Here is an 18609-nt window from a genome sequence, read left to right on the forward strand (position 1 = left end):
TGGTAACATGTCAATCGTAAGACGTCTTAATTTTTTCATTGACATTTTTCGAATAGAAGGAGGCATGTCCGATGGAGAACGACAACGATATATTTAAGGCGTTGGCAGATCCAAGCCGCCGCACGCTGCTGGATCTTTTGCACGCATCGGATGGCCGCACCCTAACCGACTTATGCAACCATCTGCAGATGTCGCGCTTTGGAGTCATGAAGCATCTTCATGTCTTGGAGGAAGCGGGATTGGTGACGACGCGGAAGGTTGGCAGAGAAAAGCTTCATTACCTGAATCCAGTTTCGATTCGCCAAATTTACGAACGGTGGGTGAGCAAATTCACGGAACCGTGGATTTCCGGGCTGACCCTCTTAAAAACAGATGTGGAGAGTGCATTTGCCATGGGACAAAAGAAGCCTCGTCATGTGAACCGGATCGCGATCAAATCTACCCCGGAACAAATCTGGAACGCCCTGACCGATCCGTCGATGACTTCCCAGTATTGGTACAATGGGGCGATTCGTGCGGAATGGAAAGCCGGCAGTCCTTATGAAATATGGAATCCTCAAGGAGCGGTGCAAGCGAAAGGGGAGCTTCTCATCGTGGAGCCGCCCCGCCGATTAGTCATGACCTGGCAGCTGCTCTCGCTTTCCGAGACGGCACACGAGCAACCTTCTCGTTTGACATGGGAAATCGAGCCGCATACCGAGTATTCCGGCGTGACGCTGGTGACCGTGGTGCACGACGAGTTTGAGGAGGCGCCGAATACGTCAAACGTATTGGAGGGCGGATTGCCGGTCGTATTGTCCGGTATGAAGACATTGCTGGAGACGGGATCGAAGCTGGTGGGCGACTTTAGCGCGAGTGGGGAAGAAGAGTAAGGACAGTAAGGACAGCCGTTTTTTCTAAGAAAATTGGTTCCGGAGCAACAGAAGCCTGTCCGATGAAGGAACGGGCTTCTTCTATCTGCGCTTTGAAGACCTGAGGGATCATACCGGATGCATAGTCAAAAAAGTTTATTCTCTTTACTGGACCTTTTTCCCGAAAGAGCGAATTTAGGGTTGTAACACGTTCAGGAGAGGTACCAATGAATGATATGACGGCTTTTCAGCTGGTCTTTCAGGCGATTCTATCGGACCGTTGATGTGGTTTCTTAGTAACTAGTGTATAGTACAGGGATGTTCCCTAGATTCTTGTGTCTCTTTTCATTCAAATGCTCAGTCATTTCTGTTTTTACCTTGAATTTGGAAATGAAATGTTTATTAGAGCCAAGGAGGGCTTTATTGTTATCAGCAGCAGAGCTTCATCTTTACAGGGATCATTTGTTCCCTTTGAGCTCGATAATAGCCTAGATCTGGTGGTAGCTTCTTAATACATACACATCTATATTGTTTAAATCGGGATTTTTGAGGTTATTTATCGAAATGGTTAGAGAGTGCCTACTCACCAGGGAAAATCATTCTACCTGAGTCAGCTGTAGTTTATAAAACCGGAGAAATATAATGGAGCTAATAGTAATGCAGCATTGAATCGGGGGGCTGTCTAGGATTCCGTGTGTGTATCATCTCTGAGCAACAAATGTTGAAAGAAAAGCAGTTCAAATTACTAACTGGCAACCAAAGTGCTGTTTTACTTGTAGTGCAAATTGGAAAGGTATTTACAATTATTGTCTAAACATGTAAATTTATATATGTAGTTAAATGTTTAAATAGTAAAATTGTGGAGGGGAACAATGAGGAAATACCTAACAGGTTACTTAGCACTTTTATTAGCATTAACTCCTTTCTCATCAGTATATGCTCTGGAAAAAATGAGCAATAAGCAATTAGATGGGGGTGAAGTGGTTCATTCCAGTGAAATTCCGAGTGAGATTACTATTACGCCGAGCTTTGGAAAAACGAAAATAAAGAATAAAAAGGGAAGCATCGAAATTAACGTAAAGATCAAACTTGAAAAGCCTACTACTAAAGAAGTTGAGTTTACTTACGTTTTGTCAAAATTTAATAGTGACAGCACCGTAGATAAGATTGCGGAGGAAAAAATATTCAGTGATCAGATTAACGGTGACAAAAAGTTACAACTTTCTTTTGATTCTCTCGAAGAAGGACAGTACAAATTAAACTTACAAGCTCTATCCGAAATCAGTGAACACACTACCTGGGGTGCTCTTGAAAGTGTCTATTTTACAGTTAAAAAAGATAAAGCGATCGAAGGATGGGAAACAGATGCTCCGATAGGAATTTCCTGGGACGAAGTACAGGTACAAAAAGACGATCTGAAGCAAGAAGACGATCTGAAGCAAAAAGACGATCTGAAGCAAGAAGACGATCTGAAGCAAGAAGACGATCTGAAGCAAGAAGACGATCTGAAGCAAAAAGACGATCTGAAGCAAGAAGACGATCTGAAGCAAGAAGACGATCTGAAGCAAGAAGACGATCTGAAGCAAGAAGACGATCTGAAGCAAGAAGACGATCTGAAGCAAGAAGACGATCTGAAGCAAGAAGACGACCTGAAGCAAGAAGACGATCTGAAGCAAGAAGACGATCTGAAGCAAGAAGACGATCTGAAGCAAGAAGACGATCTGAAGCAAGAAGACGATCTGAAGCAAGAAGACGATCTGAAGCAAGAAGACGATCTGAAGCAAGAAGACGACCTGAAGCAAGAAGACGATCTGAAGCAGGAAGACGATCTGAAGCAAACGAAAAGCACTCTCGCTGCAACAAACATTACTTTATCAGGCAATTGGAAATTTTATGATAGAAATAACAACTTAAAGCCACTAAGGTTTGCAAATGTCAAATTCCAATATAAACTCTCTAGTAATACATGGTACAATCTTAAAACGATTCAAACTGATGCAAATGGGACATGGTCGTATTCATTTGATGTTAGCGCTAAAAACTATACGGCATTTCGTACTCTTGTTTCAACAGATAGTACGACTTTAGGATCGGTAGTCACTGCCCCTGCTGGTGAGACGTATCAATTTTTATCCGCCGAAATTTTAAAGTCTCAATTCCCTAATGGTGGGAATACAGGAGATTCTACGATTGCTGCCAATAACGCTGCTATCGGTGCGGTATGGCTATATGACGACATTTACAGAACGAGAGAAAAGTTTGTTTCAATTAAAGATCCAGGTGTAATTAAGATAGTCTGGAAAGAGGGAAGTAATCCAGGGGATAAATATGTTTGGATTGATGACTTAATTTATCTGGATTCCAATACGCCTCGATCTGAAGATACGCCAGTTCACGAAATTGGACATGCTTACATGGATAATCTGTTTGGGGGTTATCCACTCGTAAAATGCCCTAGCCCACACTACCTTAAAGAAAATACAGGGGATTTAGGGTGCGCCTGGACAGAAGGGTGGGCTAATTTTGTCGCATTAGCAGTAAACGGTAACCATTACTATACATGGGCTAATGGAAAATCCGAAGATTTAGAAGTCCGGTGAAAAAGTCCGCGTAAGCAGGCCTTTATCACGGGTTTGTCGAATTTATATCGTAACACGATGATCGAAAGAGTGATTGAACATGAAAGCCTATAAGTCATCGGCTATCCAGCCTCAGATGTTCCAATTTGTGGATATGGATGAACTCGTACCGAAAAAGCACATCTTGCGCCAACTGAACGAAGCGCTTGATTTTTCCATCGTCCATGATTGGGTGGCGCCGCTGTATACGGAACGTACCGGACGCCCGGCGGCTGACCCGGAGCGGATGGTTCGACTCATGCTGCTTTCGTATTTGTTCAACCATTCCGAACGGGAATTGTATCAACTGTTGCCCATGCATGGGGGCTACTTGTGGTTTTGCGGACTGGATTTCGAATCCGTCTTGCGCCCGGATCCATCCAGGCCGTCCCTGCCGGATCGGACGACCTTGGTGAAGACCCGGAAATTGTGGCGAAAACACGGTATTTTCGACACGCTCATGAAACATGTCGTCGATCAGTGCATCGCCGCCGGACTGGTCCAACCCGATGTAGATGCGGGAGTCGACGGTTCCCAAGTACGCGCCAACGCTTCTATCCACAGCTTGAAAGAAATCACTCTGGCACCTGTGGAGTCGATTGAAGACTACCTGGCTCGCATGGCCCGGCAAGACGAGCAACCCGAAGGTGACGCCGCTGATTCCGATGATGACAGACGGCCGCCCGCACCGCCCACGCGAACAGAACGGCGTCTGGAAGACGAAGCGACACATGAAGATTTTCATGGCAAAAGGTTCTCGAACAAGACCTACCGCAGCGTGACGGACCCGGATGCTCGCTTGTACAAAAAGAGCAACGGTCAGGAAGCGCATTTGCGGTATTTGGTGCATCATGTGACGGATGTCAAATCCGGCGTCATTCTGTCTACGCAAGCGAGCATCGCGTCCGGAACGGCTGAACGCGAGACGAGCTTGCAACAGCTGGCCGCGATCCGTTTTGCCCATCCGCAAATCCGGATTCGCACGCTTTCTGCCGATAAAGCCTACGGTACGACAGATTATCTGCAAGCGCTGTTCGAGCAAGGGATTATTCCTCTGGTTTCGCTTCGCAACCTGGCACTGGAAGATGTACCGACTTGGAAACGCCAAACGAACGATCCGAAGAAACAACGCAAGCGTCTGGCCAAAATCCGAGAAATCCAAATCCGCAACAAAGCCAAACAAATTCAGCTCAAGGGTTCTTACCGTCATCTGCAAAAGTTACGGACGCGGTGCGAGCATGTGTTTGCCGAAAGCAAAGTCGCGCATGGCCTGGGTCGCGCGCGGAGCCGCGGCCTGGATTGCATGCAGGAGCAGGCACTGCTCACGGCAATCGTTCAAAATCTGAAAAAACTATGCCGGTTTAAGAAGAAACGACCCCAAACCGGTATTTCGGCATGTCCAAAACCGAAATCCGTGATGATGGAGGCGGTGTCGGACCTGCTCATTTCGGCGTTGGTTGGGTTGTTTTCCTCTTTTTTCATGCCGAAGAGACGGATACAACTGACTTAAATCACCGGACTTTTAGAAGTCCGGTGAAAAAGTCCGCGTAAGCAGGCCTTTATCACGGGTTTGTCGAATTTATATCGTAACACGATGATCGAAAGAGTGATTGAACATGAAAGCCTATAAGTCATCGGCTATCCAGCCTCAGATGTTCCAATTTGTGGATATGGATGAACTCGTACCGAAAAAGCACATCTTGCGCCAACTGAACGAAGCGCTTGATTTTTCCATCGTCCATGATTGGGTGGCGCCGCTGTATACGGAACGTACCGGACGCCCGGCGGCTGACCCGGAGCGGATGGTTCGACTCATGCTGCTTTCGTATTTGTTCAACCATTCCGAACGGGAATTGTATCAACTGTTGCCCATGCATGGGGGCTACTTGTGGTTTTGCGGACTGGATTTCGAATCCGTCTTGCGCCCGGATCCATCCAGGCCGTCCCTGCCGGATCGGACGACCTTGGTGAAGACCCGGAAATTGTGGCGAAAACACGGTATTTTCGACACGCTCATGAAACATGTCGTCGATCAGTGCATCGCCGCCGGACTGGTCCAACCCGATGTAGATGCGGGAGTCGACGGTTCCCAAGTACGCGCCAACGCTTCTATCCACAGCTTGAAAGAAATCACTCTGGCACCTGTGGAGTCGATTGAAGACTACCTGGCTCGCATGGCCCGGCAAGACGAGCAACCCGAAGGTGACGCCGCTGATTCCGATGATGACAGACGGCCGCCCGCACCGCCCACGCGAACAGAACGGCGTCTGGAAGACGAAGCGACACATGAAGATTTTCATGGCAAAAGGTTCTCGAACAAGACCTACCGCAGCGTGACGGACCCGGATGCTCGCTTGTACAAAAAGAGCAACGGTCAGGAAGCGCATTTGCGGTATTTGGTGCATCATGTGACGGATGTCAAATCCGGCGTCATTCTGTCTACGCAAGCGAGCATCGCGTCCGGAACGGCTGAACGCGAGACGAGCTTGCAACAGCTGGCCGCGATCCGTTTTGCCCATCCGCAAATCCGGATTCGCACGCTTTCTGCCGATAAAGCCTACGGTACGACAGATTATCTGCAAGCGCTGTTCGAGCAAGGGATTATTCCTCTGGTTTCGCTTCGCAACCTGGCACTGGAAGATGTACCGACTTGGAAACGCCAAACGAACGATCCGAAGAAACAACGCAAGCGTCTGGCCAAAATCCGAGAAATCCAAATCCGCAACAAAGCCAAACAAATTCAGCTCAAGGGTTCTTACCGTCATCTGCAAAAGTTACGGACGCGGTGCGAGCATGTGTTTGCCGAAAGCAAAGTCGCGCATGGCCTGGGTCGCGCGCGGAGCCGCGGCCTGGATTGCATGCAGGAGCAGGCACTGCTCACGGCAATCGTTCAAAATCTGAAAAAACTATGCCGGTTTAAGAAGAAACGACCCCAAACCGGTATTTCGGCATGTCCAAAACCGAAATCCGTGATGATGGAGGCGGTGTCGGACCTGCTCATTTCGGCGTTGGTTGGGTTGTTTTCCTCTTTTTTCATGCCGAAGAGACGGATACAACTGACTTAAATCACCGGACTTTTAGAGATTCCAACAAAAGGAACCCCGAGTTGGGATGATGGAGATATGGTAGAAGGTAGAGTTGCAGGTGCTCTTTGGGATATGATTGATACGACGAATGATGGATACGATACTATGAGTACCTCTTTATCAGATATAATTAGAGTATTTACAACCAAAAAGCCAGGGACATTTGCTCAATTTTGGTCGGGATGGATAGCTAGTGGGTATAGTCCAAGTTTTATTGGTTGTTTAAATCAAAATACGATATATTATTAAATGATCAAGGAAAAAAGCACCAAGTGGTGCTTTTTTCTAGTTAGAATGGGAGAAAGTACAAATATCTTATTTGATCTTTATAGTAAACGATGGGAGATACCTCTACCAAAGTAAGGTGTCACTCAAATTTAGAGTGCAAAAGTCGAGAACGAAAGGTAGTAGTTTGTAGTTGCTTGATATAATTAAAGTGGAAGGTTATCTGGGCGATATGAAGGTCTGTAAGAAAGTTATTGAAAAAAATGAAATAACTATGATTCAATTAATTACCAACCAGGGCCCCTATAGCCATGTTTGATTTATTCTTGTATTCACCCATTGAAATATTATTATAGAGGAGTGGTTCGATGCCGTTATATTTCAAACTTGAAGAGCGTTAAAGCATGTGTAATCTATTCACTAAATGTTAGACCGAATTTTATATTGGCTGGGATATTTTATTGTTAAAGTAGTCGATGAATGTTCTTAATTGTCAACGCCGGAATTAATTTGACCCACTAGCGCCGGGATAATTTTGACCCACCTGTGCGCCTGGCGTCGAATAGATTCCGGTTTTTCGTTTTTCTCTGAGTCGATAGCTGTTCCCTCGGATGTTCACGATGTGGGAGTGGTGTAATAAGCGATCAAGAACAGCTGTTGCAAGAACGGGATCTCCCATAAGTTCACCCCACTCGCCAAAACTCTTGTTGCTGGTCAGAATCATGCTTCCTTTCTCGTAACGCGCACAAACCAACTGAAAAAACAGGTTTGCAGCAAGCGGATCGAGGGGGAGGTAACCCACCTCGTCCACGATGAGGATGCGTGGACGGAGATATACCCTCATTCGCTTGTCCAGGCGATTCTCTTCGTAAGCTTTCCGAAGATCACCCACGAGCTGTGCGAGTGAGACGAAATACACTGGCAATCCTTGTCCAATCGCCTCCATGGCAATGGCAACGGCTAAATGCGTTTTCCCCACGCCAGGAGGACCGAGAAACAGCACATTTTCTTGCCTCCCAACGAACGTCAGAGCCGCCAGTTCACGAATCAGCCGCTCATCAATCCCCGGCTGAAAGGAGAAGTCGAATTCGTTCAGCGTGCGCCGATAAGGCAGGTGGGACAGCTTCATGCGAACCTCTACGTTTCGGCGCTGGCGCTCCTGGATCTCAGCATCCAGCAATTCATTGAGGAAAGACAGATACGTGCTTTGGCTACGACTGGCGGCTTCCAGCTTGGCATCGAGCGATTGGGCCGCTTGGCCCAATCCGAGCTCCTCCAAACGGTGACGGGCTTGTTCCAGCTCGATCATGCGCCCACCTCCACAAGATGCTCATACACGTCCAACGGACGCACTTCCACGTCTTGAACAGGAATCTGAACGCCTTGCGGCCTAGGATAAGCATACCCCTGAGCCGTACTCAGATTCGCGTATTGGTCCTCACACATGACGAGCGTCCGGGATCGGTACTGCTTCTCGTGCCGAGCGATGAGCTGCTTCTCACAGTAAATTTCGATGAATCCGTTTATGTCTCGCACCTTTACTTCACGTCCGCTATACCGCCATGGAACGCCATAACGAACGCTGTCGTAGCTCACAAATCCGTCACGGCTTACCTTCCGCGGTTCAAATCGGTACTTTGCCCAGCGTTCCGGAGACGGAAGCATACCGAGCTTCTCTTGTGCCAAGCGATCGATCGGTCTTTCTCCAGTTGTACCGTGGATCCGACGGTTTTGCTCATCACACCACTGTCTGGCTTGGCGGTTTAGGTCACCAAGATCGGTGAATGATCGCCCTGGCATGAAGTTCTGCTCGATGAACTGAACACTTCGTTCGACCTTTCCTTTCGTTTGGGGACGACGAACGCGACAGACCTTGGGGATCATGCCGATCGTCGCAGCGAAATCTTCAAACAACGGATGCCATCTCGGCTTACGATCATCGCCCATGCCAAGAATCACGGTTTTCATTTGGTCGGTCAGCATGGTCTTAGGGACACCGCCGAAGTATTCCAAACCATTCATCAAGCACCGTAAGAAACTGTGGATGTCACAACGCTTTGTAAATTCGATGTACATCGCTCGGGAGTAACCCAACACCATCGAAAAAACAGGGATTTTACGCACTTCACCGTTTAAATCGATGTACTCACAAATCTTCCAATCCACTTGGGCTTGGTACCCGGCTTTTGTCTCATAGCGTTGCACCGCAGGTGCCTGTCTTGGGGGCCGACGGGGCTTCACATAGTCCTTGATGATCGTGATACCCCCCGTGTAACCTCGCTCTTTCAAGAGACGCAGCAGCACTTCACAATTGAAAATTCCCTTTTCCAGGTATTGATCCAACAAGGATTTGAACGGATCGAGTTTGGAAACTCTCTTCTTTCGTGAGCGAGGTTCCGGGATTCCGTTTGCGCGGAGATATTTTCGAATGGTATTACGGGAATGCCCCGTTTCTCTTGTAATTTCGCGGATACTCTTGCCGCATGCTTGAAGTTCGTGTAATCTGATCACAGTCCCACTCCTTAGCATATGTCTCCCCTCTGAAGCTACTTTGGTCGGTAATTTCAGAGAGAGTATTCTACAGGGGTGGGTCATTTTCATTCCGGCGAACCTGGGTCAATTATATCCCGGCGGTGACATTAATATTGTTTAATCGGAAAATTCTCAGTCCTCTTATCGAGAATAAATTTACTTTCTCAACACCTTCTAAGATACAATCGAGAACTATTGAACTTTAAAATAACGAAAAAGGAAAAAATATATATTTTGTTAACTTAAGAAGAGAATTTTACTGCCTTTATTTTCTTGAAAACTAGGGCAGTTTATGAAAATACTAGTTAAAGCAATCACACTATATTTAGTAGCGTAATAGCAGGAGAAGAGCATACATTCTTCGTTTCGCTGAATTGCCATCAGAAATTAGCCGAAGCCAACAATTAGTAAGAGTCTGTAAAGCAAATGATGGAACGTTTTGATAACGAGCTGTAATTATTACGTGAACACTATGTGGTATTACATTATCATGATGCCCGAAGGTCCAAGGTTGCTAGCCACTATAAGACTAAATGAGTTGATTGACGGATCAAGGTTGGCATTACCAGATGAACAATAACGACAGGTATCGAAAGACAATAACAACACCCAGAGCATGTCGCGAATAAGAAACTGTTATGACAACGCTGAGATGGAGAATTTCTTTGGAACTGTAAAATCGGAAATCTTATATACGCAAGAGTTTGAAAGTGTGGAACAATTTAAACGAGGGTTAGCAAAATACCTCTATAACTATAACAAAAAGCGAATCAAGACAAAAATAAAAGGTCTGAGTCCAGTGCAATACCGAACTCAAACCTTAAGCGCTGCTTAATAAAAACTGTCTAACTTTTTAGGGTCACTTGAGCATTTAAAATCCCTGAGCGATTTTCATGTTTAATTGAGTCTGTAAAATAATTTGTGTAAACTCTCAACCTCTAAACCACAATTAGGAGTAGAAAGGTTGGGAGATTTTTATGATGTCAAAAGAGCAGATCAAGCAATGGATCAAAGAGAAAAACATGAAGTCAGTGGACGATGTTCAGTCAGCGTTAAAGGATCTATTCGCAGACACGATCCAGGAAATGCTGGAAGCTGAAATAAAGTCCTCTCTTGGATACGCTAAGCATGACATAAAAAACAAGCGGACAACCAACAGCCGAAATGGATACAGCAAGAAAACCGTCCGTTCCGAATACGGGGATGTTGACATCCAAGTCCCTCAAGATCGAGACGGTGATTTTGAGCCGAACATTGTAAAGAAACATCAATCCAATGTGACAGGGATCGAAGATCAGATTCTTTCCCTCTATGCCAAAGGCGTATCCACACGCGATATCCAAGACCATCTGCAGCAGCTCTATGGCATCGACGTCTCACCAACGCTCATATCGAATGTAACGAATAAGATTGTGCCGATGATCAAAGAGTGGCAAAACCGCCCCTTGCAAGCGGTTTATGCTGTTGTTTTCCTTGACGCCATTCACTTTAAGGTAAAACAGGACGGTGCTATCGTCAATAAAGCCGCCTATATGGTAATTGGTATCGACCTTGACGGTCATAAAGATGTGCTTGGGATATGGATTGGGGAGAACGAATCGGCGAAATTCTGGCTGCATGTACTCAATGAACTGAAAAATCGTGGGGTCCAGGATATTCTCATCACAAGCGTCGATAACCTTCGTGGTTTTACAGAAGCCATTTCAGCATGTTATCCGAAGACGGAGATTCAGAAATGTGTCATCCATCAAATTCGAAATTCCATAAAGTATGTTTCCTAAAAGGATCTAAAAAAGATCACGTCCGAGCTGAAACTATTTATAAAGCTCCAACGGAGCAAGCCGCTTTGGAAGAGCTCGAGCAGTTTGAGCAAACCTGGGGCAGTAAATATCCCTTAATGGTTCGTTCCTGGCGGAATAACTGGGACGAAATTGCCACCTTCTTTAAATATCCCCCAGAGATTCGAAAGCTGATCTATACAACCAACGTCATCGAGAGTTATCATCGACAGCTTCGAAAGGTGACAAAGGGAAAAGCCATGTTCCCTACAGACGATGCTCTTTTGAAGATGCTATATCTCGTAACCATGGATGTTCTGCGAAAGTGGACGGGACGAGTCCAGAACTGGGGCCAGATTCTCTTACAGCTATCTGTTTTCTTTGAGGATCGTGTACAACCGTACATCCGCTAACCAATGAAAGACTTCATCCCCATAGGGATTTCTTTCTCTCCACCAATGCGTCAAGGGTTCGCTTCGCCTTACGCCCTTGACTCTATTGGCTTCGAAAAAGACGTCTCAATTAGGGGGATGAAACCTTTTCATATATCGGTTGATTGAGTTTACACAAAAATCTTGACAGACCCGTTTAATTTAATAAAGGTATGCTTGAGACGGATCTAGCGGTTACGTTTGAATCATTCCCCTACATCTGCCTCGCAATCTTCCTCAATCGCTCGGCAAGCGGCACGACGATGATACCGGCTACAACCACCTGCAGAAAGTTACCGGGGATGGAGCCGAACGGCTGGATCCAGTTGCTGTACAGGATCACTTCCACAAAGTAGTAGCCGACAATTTTGATAACCAGCGCAGCGACAACGGCCAGCGAGTATACCAGCACGCGGTTGCCGGGTACCTTTTCGGAAATGAGGCCGGCCACGTATCCCATCGCACCGACGATGATGAAGGTAAACGGCGCCCAGGCGGTCCAACCGGAGATCAGATCGAAGAGGCCCATACCGAATGCGCCTGCCACAGCTCCTGTTCGTTTGCCGAAAACAAAAGCAGCGATGAAAAGAGGCACGTTCCCCAGATGGATGAGGCCACCATTTCCCATGATCGGGAGGCGGATGTTGATGAACATGGTGGCGGCGAGAGTAAAAGCGATGAAAAGTGCGTTGATGACAATGGTTTTTGTTTTCGATGTGCTTCTCGGTGTGAATGTCGAATCCATATGTTTGCCTCTTTCTATTTTTTTAACTACTATCATACTCGGAATGAGGTTCTTTATAAATACCTCCCGCAACGAAATTGATTCGGAAGTTGGTTCCATGACGCTTTGACGAACAGGCAAATATTGGTGTATGGTTTTCATATTCTGACCGTTTGGGATGGAACAGATGCCAAAGCCGGAAGCCAAAAGGGTGAACATATTCCCGCGAGCTTCTAAGGGAGAGCCGATGGTATGGTATTATCTCGAGTCAATATGCAGGAGGAGGCAAACCATGAAGATCACGAAAGTGGAAGAGAGAGGCGTACCGATCGCCGTCGTGAGCAGCAGCGAGGTGGTCATCACCGATGTTCAGTCCGCGCTGGATCTGATAGCGACCGTGCACTATGAAGCAGACAGCGACCGCATCATCCTGAACAAATCCTTGCTCAGCGAGAGCTTCTTCGATCTGAAAACACGCCTGGCAGGGGAAATCCTGCAGAAATTCATCAATTATCGCGTGAAGCTGGCAATCGTGGGAGACTTCTCCGGGTACACCAGCCCAAGCTTGAAAGATTTCATCTATGAATCGAACAAGGGAAAGGACATCTTTTTCTTGTCGTCGGAGCAGGAAGCAGTGGAAAAGCTGAGCAAGCTGGCGTAGTGGAGCGAGATGCGGTTGGAGCATCCCCAGCCTCGCTTTGACCCGGGAAGTGACAGCAGTACGAAAGAATAGCAGGTTCTGGGGATCCAAAAGCAAAAGGAGAGCGCGGTGTCTCTCCTATTGCTTTCTTTGCAACTTTTTTCGCTTACCGATGATCAGACTTGCCAAGAGGACCCCTGCAAGGACTATAACGAGCAAGAATAACAGGCCTGGCCAAGCGATCGACGACATATTGATTCCCTCCACTTGTTTCTATTACGCGCAGTCTCTAAAAGAATACCAATAGTTATGCGAATTTCCAATAGTTGGGTCACTGCGGCTCAAATTTGGCATGTCCCCCGTGAGATCGCACATTCCTATTTCATTTTCCTCGGCAGCTTTTGTTCGGTACAAAATCGACATAGCTGAATTGTTTCGATGCGCATCCTGATATATAATTAGAATCTGATTGATGAATCACTAACAAATGAAAGGGGCAGCAAATCCATGGCGAAATCCGAGACGACCTCCGTCAATCGTAAAACGGAGATTATCTCTGCGGCCATCGAGGTATTCGCAGAGATTGGGTATTACAGGGCGACAACGGCGCAAGTCGCAAAACGGGCCGAAATATCGCAGCCGTACATCTTTCGGTTTTTCTCAACCAAAGAAGCTTTGCTGCTGGCAGCCTTGGAGGTTTCGTGGACGCGGGTAATCGACTCCTTCCGAAAAGTCGTCGAGTCCGCATCGCCAGAGCAGCTGGAGAGCGGCTTGATCCGGGCATATGAGGATATTTTGAGCGCCTACCAGAATGAAATTCTGCTCCAGATGCAGGCACAGACGATCCGGGAAGACGCGATCCAGGAAGAGATGCGCAAAGGATTCGGGGAAGTCCGACGCATGGTTTTGGAAGCCTTTCGCGCAGCCGGAATGTCAAATCCCGAAGAACGGACGATGTTGTTCCTGGCACGGGGGATGCTATGCAACGTCGCGACAGCGCTGAACATGCCTGAATGGATGAAATGAGGAGGGGGAGAGCATTTTCAAAATTTGTGATTGACTGATCGATAACAGCATGTTACATTTTGTGTAAGTTAGTGATTGATCAATTACAAATGGGGATGGGGATGGTTCCTTTGAAAAAAGCGATTGTGGTAGGAGCAACAGGAGGAACGGGTGCTGCGATTACGGAAGAGCTGGCCAAACGGGGAATTCGTACGGTAATCTTCGGAAGATCCGCGGGAAAGCTGGAGCAGCTAAGAGCCAGGCTGGGCAATCCGGAGCATGTAACCATTGCGACAGGGGACGCTTTTCGTCCGCATGAGATCGTCAAGGCGGCCGAAGGGGCGGATGTCTTGTTTCATTGCGCGAATGTTCCGTATCACGAGATGGAGAGCAAGCTGATTCCTTTAGGCGAATCCGTGATGGAGGCTGCCGAGCAGCTGGGACTGAGAGTGGTCGCGGTCGACGGCATTTACCCCTATGGGAGAAGGCAGATGGACCGGGTGACAGAGGAGCATCCGAAGCAGCCGCACACCCGAAAAGGCAAGACGAGACTCGCATTTGAAAAGATGCTGTTCGGAAGCAAGTGGAGCCGCGCCAAGGTGATGATCGTCCGCCTGCCGGATTACTACGGTCCCACGGCCAACGAGGCTTCTTATCTGGGCTCGACGCTAGAAGCCATCGCGGCCGGCAAAATGGCCTTTTTCATCGGCAACATGAACGTGCCTCGGGAATACGTGTACTTGCCGGACGCCGCATTTATGATCGCAGAGCTGGCCGCAAACGAAGATGCCTTCGGGGAGAACTGGAACATCCCGGGTGGAGGAGTCATTTCGGGCAGGGAAATCGTGCGCATCGCCAAGAAGGCAAGCGGAAGCGCCAAGCCGGTCATTCCGCTCGGCAGAGTAGGGCTGTCTTTGCTCGGGGTGGCCGTTCCGGTAATGAAGGAGGTCGTGGAGATGCTCTACTTGACCGAAGAGCCACTCCTCTTGAGCGGAGAAAAATACGAGAGAAGGATCGGACCCGTCCGGACGACTTCGTTTGAAGAGGGGATCGCAGATACGATTCGTATGCTGCAGCAAAGGAAAAAGTCTGAGTTATAGTTATTGATTGATCACTAACACATGCTGCGCAGCCGCGGACGTGGGCTGAGGGAGGTCCAGCCTACAGTCCGCTGTGATTGATCATCTCGGCAAAAGCGGCAAAGGCTTTGCTGGAGAATCGATCCTTACGGTGGATCAGGCTCGTGCTCGTCACGCCGTACTGCTCCGGAATCGCATACGCGGCGAGGGATTGATACTCTCCCGACAAGACGGAAGTGGGAAGCACTGTCGCTGCAAGACCGGATTTGACGCAAGTCAGGAGGGTTTCAAGCGAGCTGATTTCGATGATGCCGGCAAACGGAATGCCGATGCTCTCCAGCCATTCCTCCAGCACTTTCCGGAACGGGCATCCTTTGGGATGGACCGCCCATTTCGTCTTGTGCAAGTCAGGGTAACCGCTGCCTGTGTCTTTGCACAGCAAGACCAATTCATCGCGCATGACATACCCGGTTGCCAGCATTGGCGACCGTACCTCGCCCGAGACGAAGGCGCCATCCAACTGGTGATTCATGACCATCGACACAAGATCCGGGGAAACGCCGGTGACGATGGACAGGGACACATCCGGATAGCGGTTTTGAAACTTTGCCAACGTGTCCATAAAGGTTCCGCAGGTAGCGGTTTCCACCACCCCGATCGCCAGCGGACCGCTCGGGTAGGATTTCTCCCGGACGGCTTTTATGGATTCCTCCGCCAAATTCACGATCGTAAGTGCGTAGTCCCGGAAGACCGTTCCTTTGTCCGTCAGAGTCACCCCCTTGGGGTGCCGGTGAAATAAGGGAACGCCCAGCTCGGTCTCCAGCTTGCGAATCCGGGCCGTCACATTCGACTGGACATACTCCAGCCGTTCGGCCGCTCGGGATACGTTCCCTTCAGCCGCCACCGCCAAAAAAACCTTGAGATCCGTGAGTTCCATCCGGTTGATCCGTCCCTTCACAAGGTATCAAGAATAATGATACGTACATCGTTATCAATCATTATACGTTATGTGATAGCTGGTTTACACTATGGATACGAAAAGGAACCAACAAGGGGAGAAGAGACGTGCAAAAGGAATGGCTGTTATTGTTCCTGGCCGGGATTTTCGAGGTGGTGTGGGTATCGGGATTGAAGCATGCGACAGCATGGTGGGAATGGCTGATTACCCTCACCGCGATCTGGTTTAGTTTCAAGGTGTTGATTGATGCCGCGAAAAAATTGCCCATCGGGACGGTGTACGCGGTCTTTACGGGACTCGGCACGGCTGGAACCGTGATGACGGAGATTTTGCTGCTGCAGGAGCCGGCTCACCCGCTCAAGCTCGCATTCATTGCGACGCTCTCGGCCGGTGTGATCGGGCTGAAGCTGGTCACCAAGGATCAAGGTGAAAAGGCTAGGAGGAAGGAACATGGAGTGGATCGCGTTGTTCATCGCCGGTCTGTGTGAGGTTCTCGGCGTTTTTGCTATCAAACGCGTGACGGAGCACCGCAGTTTGCTTTCGTACCTGTTGCTGGTCGTCGCGTTTGGGGCTAGCTTTTCGCTCTTGATGTTTGCCATGACGCGTATTTCCATGGGCACCGCTTACGCCGTCTGGACGGGTATCGGGACTGTGGGGAGCGCAGTCCTGGGAATGTTCGCTTTCGGCGAACCGAAGGAGTGGAGGCGTCTCTTGTTCATCTGCCTGATTCTCGTCTCCGCGGTCGGTTTAAAATGGATATCGTGATGGGGGACGGAGCTGCGGATGCCTCCCTAGTTTTTCGATGGATGTTTGAAAAAACAACTTCACTGACCAGTGCTGTCAGTGAAGTTGTTTTATGATAGAAGCAAGCTCAGCCTTATGACCCGGCATCCTTACCAGGAAGGACAGTCATCCGCGAATCGGAGACCGTTCATTTTTACACCGGCTTCGGCAAGGAGATTCTATGATGGAAAAGCGAGTATCCACCCCAATAAAACTTACGGAGGTCAAGTGAATGTTTACGAAAACCAGTGATTTTCTTACCGAATGGAAACAGGAAACGGCCATCACCCAACGGCTGCTGGATGCGCTGACAGACGATTCTTTGAATCAGGAGGTGGCTCCCGGTTACCGGACGCTTGGTCAGCTCGCCTGGCACATTGCCTGGTCGCTTTCTTACCTCAAAGACCTCGGCCTGAATGTGAGCAAACCGGCCGGAGAAGAAGCTGCTCCCGAATCGGCTGCTTTCATCGCCAGCGAGTACTGCCGACTGTCCGCGGAGCTCCTGCAGGCGGTGGAAAGCGAGTGGCCAGATGAGGTACTGGGACAGACGGTAAACCTCTTTGGACAGGACTGGCATCTCGGAAGGACCCTCCGTTTCGTGATTCAGCACGAAGTCCACCATCGCGGCCAACTGACGATTCTGATGCGTCAGGCCGGCCTGTCCGTGCCAGGAGTGTACGGCCCGACCCGCGACGAGTGGATCGAAAAGGGGCAAAAACCGCTGTTGTAGGACTTTCAACAACCGTTGCAAGTTGCAGGTACGAGAAAGAGATGGAAGGCAGCCGATGGAGATCAGCTGCCTTTTGTCAAATGGACGGGAAAATCGTTCAGTAAAAAGATGAAGCGGGACTGCGATGGGAGGTTGTATCGAGTGCGTTTAGACGTAACGCCTCCTTTTACCGGCAATAGATGCAACTTATAGGTGCACGCTCCAACTTGACTGCCCGCTGTAACAGATGCCACCCCTTTGGGTGGTTTTTTGTTTCTGTTCATATTGCGTTCACGAAGGTGCTTTACAGTGTCTCTATGACGGTAAACCGGAATTTCACTGGAGGAATGTGTGAATGGATAAATGGGTAATCGGAGCGATTCTGTATGTGGCGGTGGTCATAGGCGGTTTTACGGTCTATGAAAACGTGACCGCCGATGATACGCAGGCCGTTGCTTTGACTGCGCATGACGGCAACGAAAATCACGGCACGCAGCATGAAGGGAACGGGGCGCATGGCACTGATTTGCATGAAGGCAGGAATCGTGAGGTCCATACGTTTGTTCAAGCGGGTGAAAAGGAAATCAGGATTTATCTAAAAGACAAGGCGGGAAATCCGGTAAATGAACTAGAAGTAAATCACGAGAAAATTCTCCATTTTATTGTCGTGGATGAGCATTTGCAGAAGTATTTCCACTTGCACCCGGAACAGACAGGAGAGGGTCAGTTTACAATCAAAAACCCCTTGCCGGAAGGTTTTTATCAGGCGTTCATTGACGTGAAGCCGAGAGATCTTGCTTACCAGGTAACGCCGGTCCCGTTTATCGTCGGCCATCCACGCGTATCCGATCAGAACCCCCGGCTAGAGCCGGATCGTACGCTGACTCAACAGATCGATGGAGAAACCGTTACTCTAAAGATGAGCAGCTTTGCGATCAATCAGCCGGTCACTCTGACGTTTGAATTGGACAAAACCAGCTTAACTCCATATTTAGGCGCCTTGGGCCATGTAGTGATCGTAGACGAAGGCGCGCAGCAGTATCTTCATGTTCACCCAGCCCAACAGGAGGAACCCGTCTTTGAGACACGATTCGAGCAGCCCGGGATCTATAAAATTTGGGCGGAATTCAAACAGAATGGAAAAGTAAGGGCATTTCCTTTTGTAGTCGAAATAAAGGGAGAGAAATAAA

At 48.4% G+C, this 18609-nt stretch carries 16 protein-coding genes and 2 pseudogenes; 14 read left to right on the forward strand and 4 right to left on the reverse strand.

The window, feature by feature from the left end; genetic code table 11:
* The first annotated feature begins 71 nt into the window (after positions 1-71).
* The 5 genes from RGB73_RS08150 to RGB73_RS08170 all read left to right on the forward strand — a co-directional run bounded on the left by RGB73_RS08150 (position 72) and on the right by RGB73_RS08170 (position 6804).
* A complete protein-coding gene (locus RGB73_RS08150; RefSeq protein ID WP_310770789.1) occupies positions 72-872 on the forward strand; it encodes an ArsR/SmtB family transcription factor in 801 nt (266 codons plus the stop codon).
* 851 nt (positions 873-1723) lie between these two features.
* Positions 1724-3451, forward strand: coding sequence for a hypothetical protein (locus RGB73_RS08155; RefSeq protein ID WP_310770791.1), 1728 nt, complete (start codon positions 1724-1726; stop codon positions 3449-3451).
* A gap of 79 nt (positions 3452-3530) precedes the next feature.
* Positions 3531-4979 carry a transposase gene (locus tag RGB73_RS08160; protein WP_310764996.1) on the forward strand — a complete coding sequence of 483 codons (1449 nt, stop codon included), beginning with the start codon at positions 3531-3533 and terminating at the stop codon, positions 4977-4979.
* Between the two features lie 106 nt (positions 4980-5085).
* Entirely contained in the window at positions 5086-6534 is a 1449-nt protein-coding gene (locus RGB73_RS08165; RefSeq protein ID WP_310764996.1) for a transposase, read from the forward strand.
* 57 nt (positions 6535-6591) lie between these two features.
* Positions 6592-6804: a hypothetical protein gene (locus tag RGB73_RS08170; protein ID WP_310770793.1), complete on the forward strand. Its 213-nt coding sequence runs from the start codon at positions 6592-6594 to the stop codon at positions 6802-6804.
* Positions 6805-7285: 481 nt separating this feature from the next.
* Here RGB73_RS08170 and istB read toward each other — a convergent pair whose 3' ends face one another.
* Together istB and istA are read right to left on the reverse strand one after the other, a co-directional pair.
* Positions 7286-8089: an IS21-like element helper ATPase IstB gene (gene istB, locus RGB73_RS08175; protein ID WP_310764540.1), complete on the reverse strand. Its 804-nt coding sequence runs from the start codon at positions 8087-8089 to the stop codon at positions 7286-7288.
* Positions 8086-9309, reverse strand: a complete 1224-nt coding sequence (gene istA, locus RGB73_RS08180; protein WP_310764539.1) for an IS21 family transposase — start codon at positions 9307-9309, stop codon at positions 8086-8088. The genes istB and istA overlap by 4 nt, the downstream gene beginning before the upstream one ends.
* A gap of 548 nt (positions 9310-9857) precedes the next feature.
* On the opposite strand from istA, the pseudogene RGB73_RS08185 reads away from it, so the two are divergent.
* Positions 9858-10147 (forward strand): annotated as a pseudogene (locus RGB73_RS08185) (transposase); the annotation flags it as partial.
* A gap of 142 nt (positions 10148-10289) precedes the next feature.
* A pseudogene (locus tag RGB73_RS08190) lies at positions 10290-11503 on the forward strand (IS256 family transposase).
* 232 nt (positions 11504-11735) lie between these two features.
* Here RGB73_RS08190 and RGB73_RS08195 read toward each other — a convergent pair.
* Positions 11736-12266 carry an ECF transporter S component gene (locus RGB73_RS08195; RefSeq protein ID WP_310770795.1) on the reverse strand — a complete coding sequence of 177 codons (531 nt, stop codon included), beginning with the start codon at positions 12264-12266 and terminating at the stop codon, positions 11736-11738.
* A 271-nt stretch (positions 12267-12537) separates the two neighbouring features.
* Between RGB73_RS08195 and RGB73_RS08200 the strand changes: the two genes are divergently transcribed.
* The 3 genes from RGB73_RS08200 to RGB73_RS08210 all read left to right on the forward strand — a co-directional run bounded on the left by RGB73_RS08200 (position 12538) and on the right by RGB73_RS08210 (position 14990).
* Positions 12538-12906 (forward strand): DUF4180 domain-containing protein, encoded by a 369-nt coding sequence (locus RGB73_RS08200; RefSeq protein WP_310770799.1) that lies wholly within the window; start codon positions 12538-12540, stop codon positions 12904-12906.
* 486 nt (positions 12907-13392) lie between these two features.
* Positions 13393-13911 (forward strand): TetR/AcrR family transcriptional regulator, encoded by a 519-nt coding sequence (locus RGB73_RS08205; protein ID WP_310770805.1) that lies wholly within the window; start codon positions 13393-13395, stop codon positions 13909-13911.
* A 101-nt stretch (positions 13912-14012) separates the two neighbouring features.
* Complete coding sequence (locus tag RGB73_RS08210; RefSeq protein ID WP_310770807.1) at positions 14013-14990, forward strand: SDR family NAD(P)-dependent oxidoreductase; 978 nt, start codon at positions 14013-14015, stop codon at positions 14988-14990.
* Between the two features lie 61 nt (positions 14991-15051).
* Here the strand turns inward: RGB73_RS08210 and RGB73_RS08215 are convergent, their stop codons facing one another.
* On the reverse strand, positions 15052-15906 hold the full coding sequence (locus RGB73_RS08215) for a LysR family transcriptional regulator (RefSeq protein ID WP_310770809.1): 855 nt from the start codon (positions 15904-15906) through the stop codon (positions 15052-15054).
* 128 nt (positions 15907-16034) lie between these two features.
* On the opposite strand from RGB73_RS08215, the gene RGB73_RS08220 reads away from it, so the two are divergent.
* From RGB73_RS08220 to RGB73_RS08235, 4 genes are all read left to right on the forward strand, one after another.
* On the forward strand, positions 16035-16415 hold the full coding sequence (locus RGB73_RS08220) for a DMT family transporter (protein WP_310770811.1): 381 nt from the start codon (positions 16035-16037) through the stop codon (positions 16413-16415).
* Entirely contained in the window at positions 16378-16692 is a 315-nt protein-coding gene (locus RGB73_RS08225) for a DMT family transporter (protein WP_310770813.1), read from the forward strand. Before RGB73_RS08220 ends, RGB73_RS08225 begins: the two co-directional genes overlap by 38 nt.
* A gap of 250 nt (positions 16693-16942) precedes the next feature.
* Entirely contained in the window at positions 16943-17440 is a 498-nt protein-coding gene (locus RGB73_RS08230) for a DinB family protein (RefSeq protein ID WP_310770814.1), read from the forward strand.
* Between the two features lie 334 nt (positions 17441-17774).
* Positions 17775-18608: a hypothetical protein gene (locus RGB73_RS08235; protein ID WP_310770816.1), complete on the forward strand. Its 834-nt coding sequence runs from the start codon at positions 17775-17777 to the stop codon at positions 18606-18608.
* Position 18609: the final 1 nt, after the last annotated feature.

This window comes from Brevibacillus brevis (assembly GCF_031583145.1).
GTDB lineage: Bacteria > Bacillota > Bacilli > Brevibacillales > Brevibacillaceae > Brevibacillus > Brevibacillus brevis_E.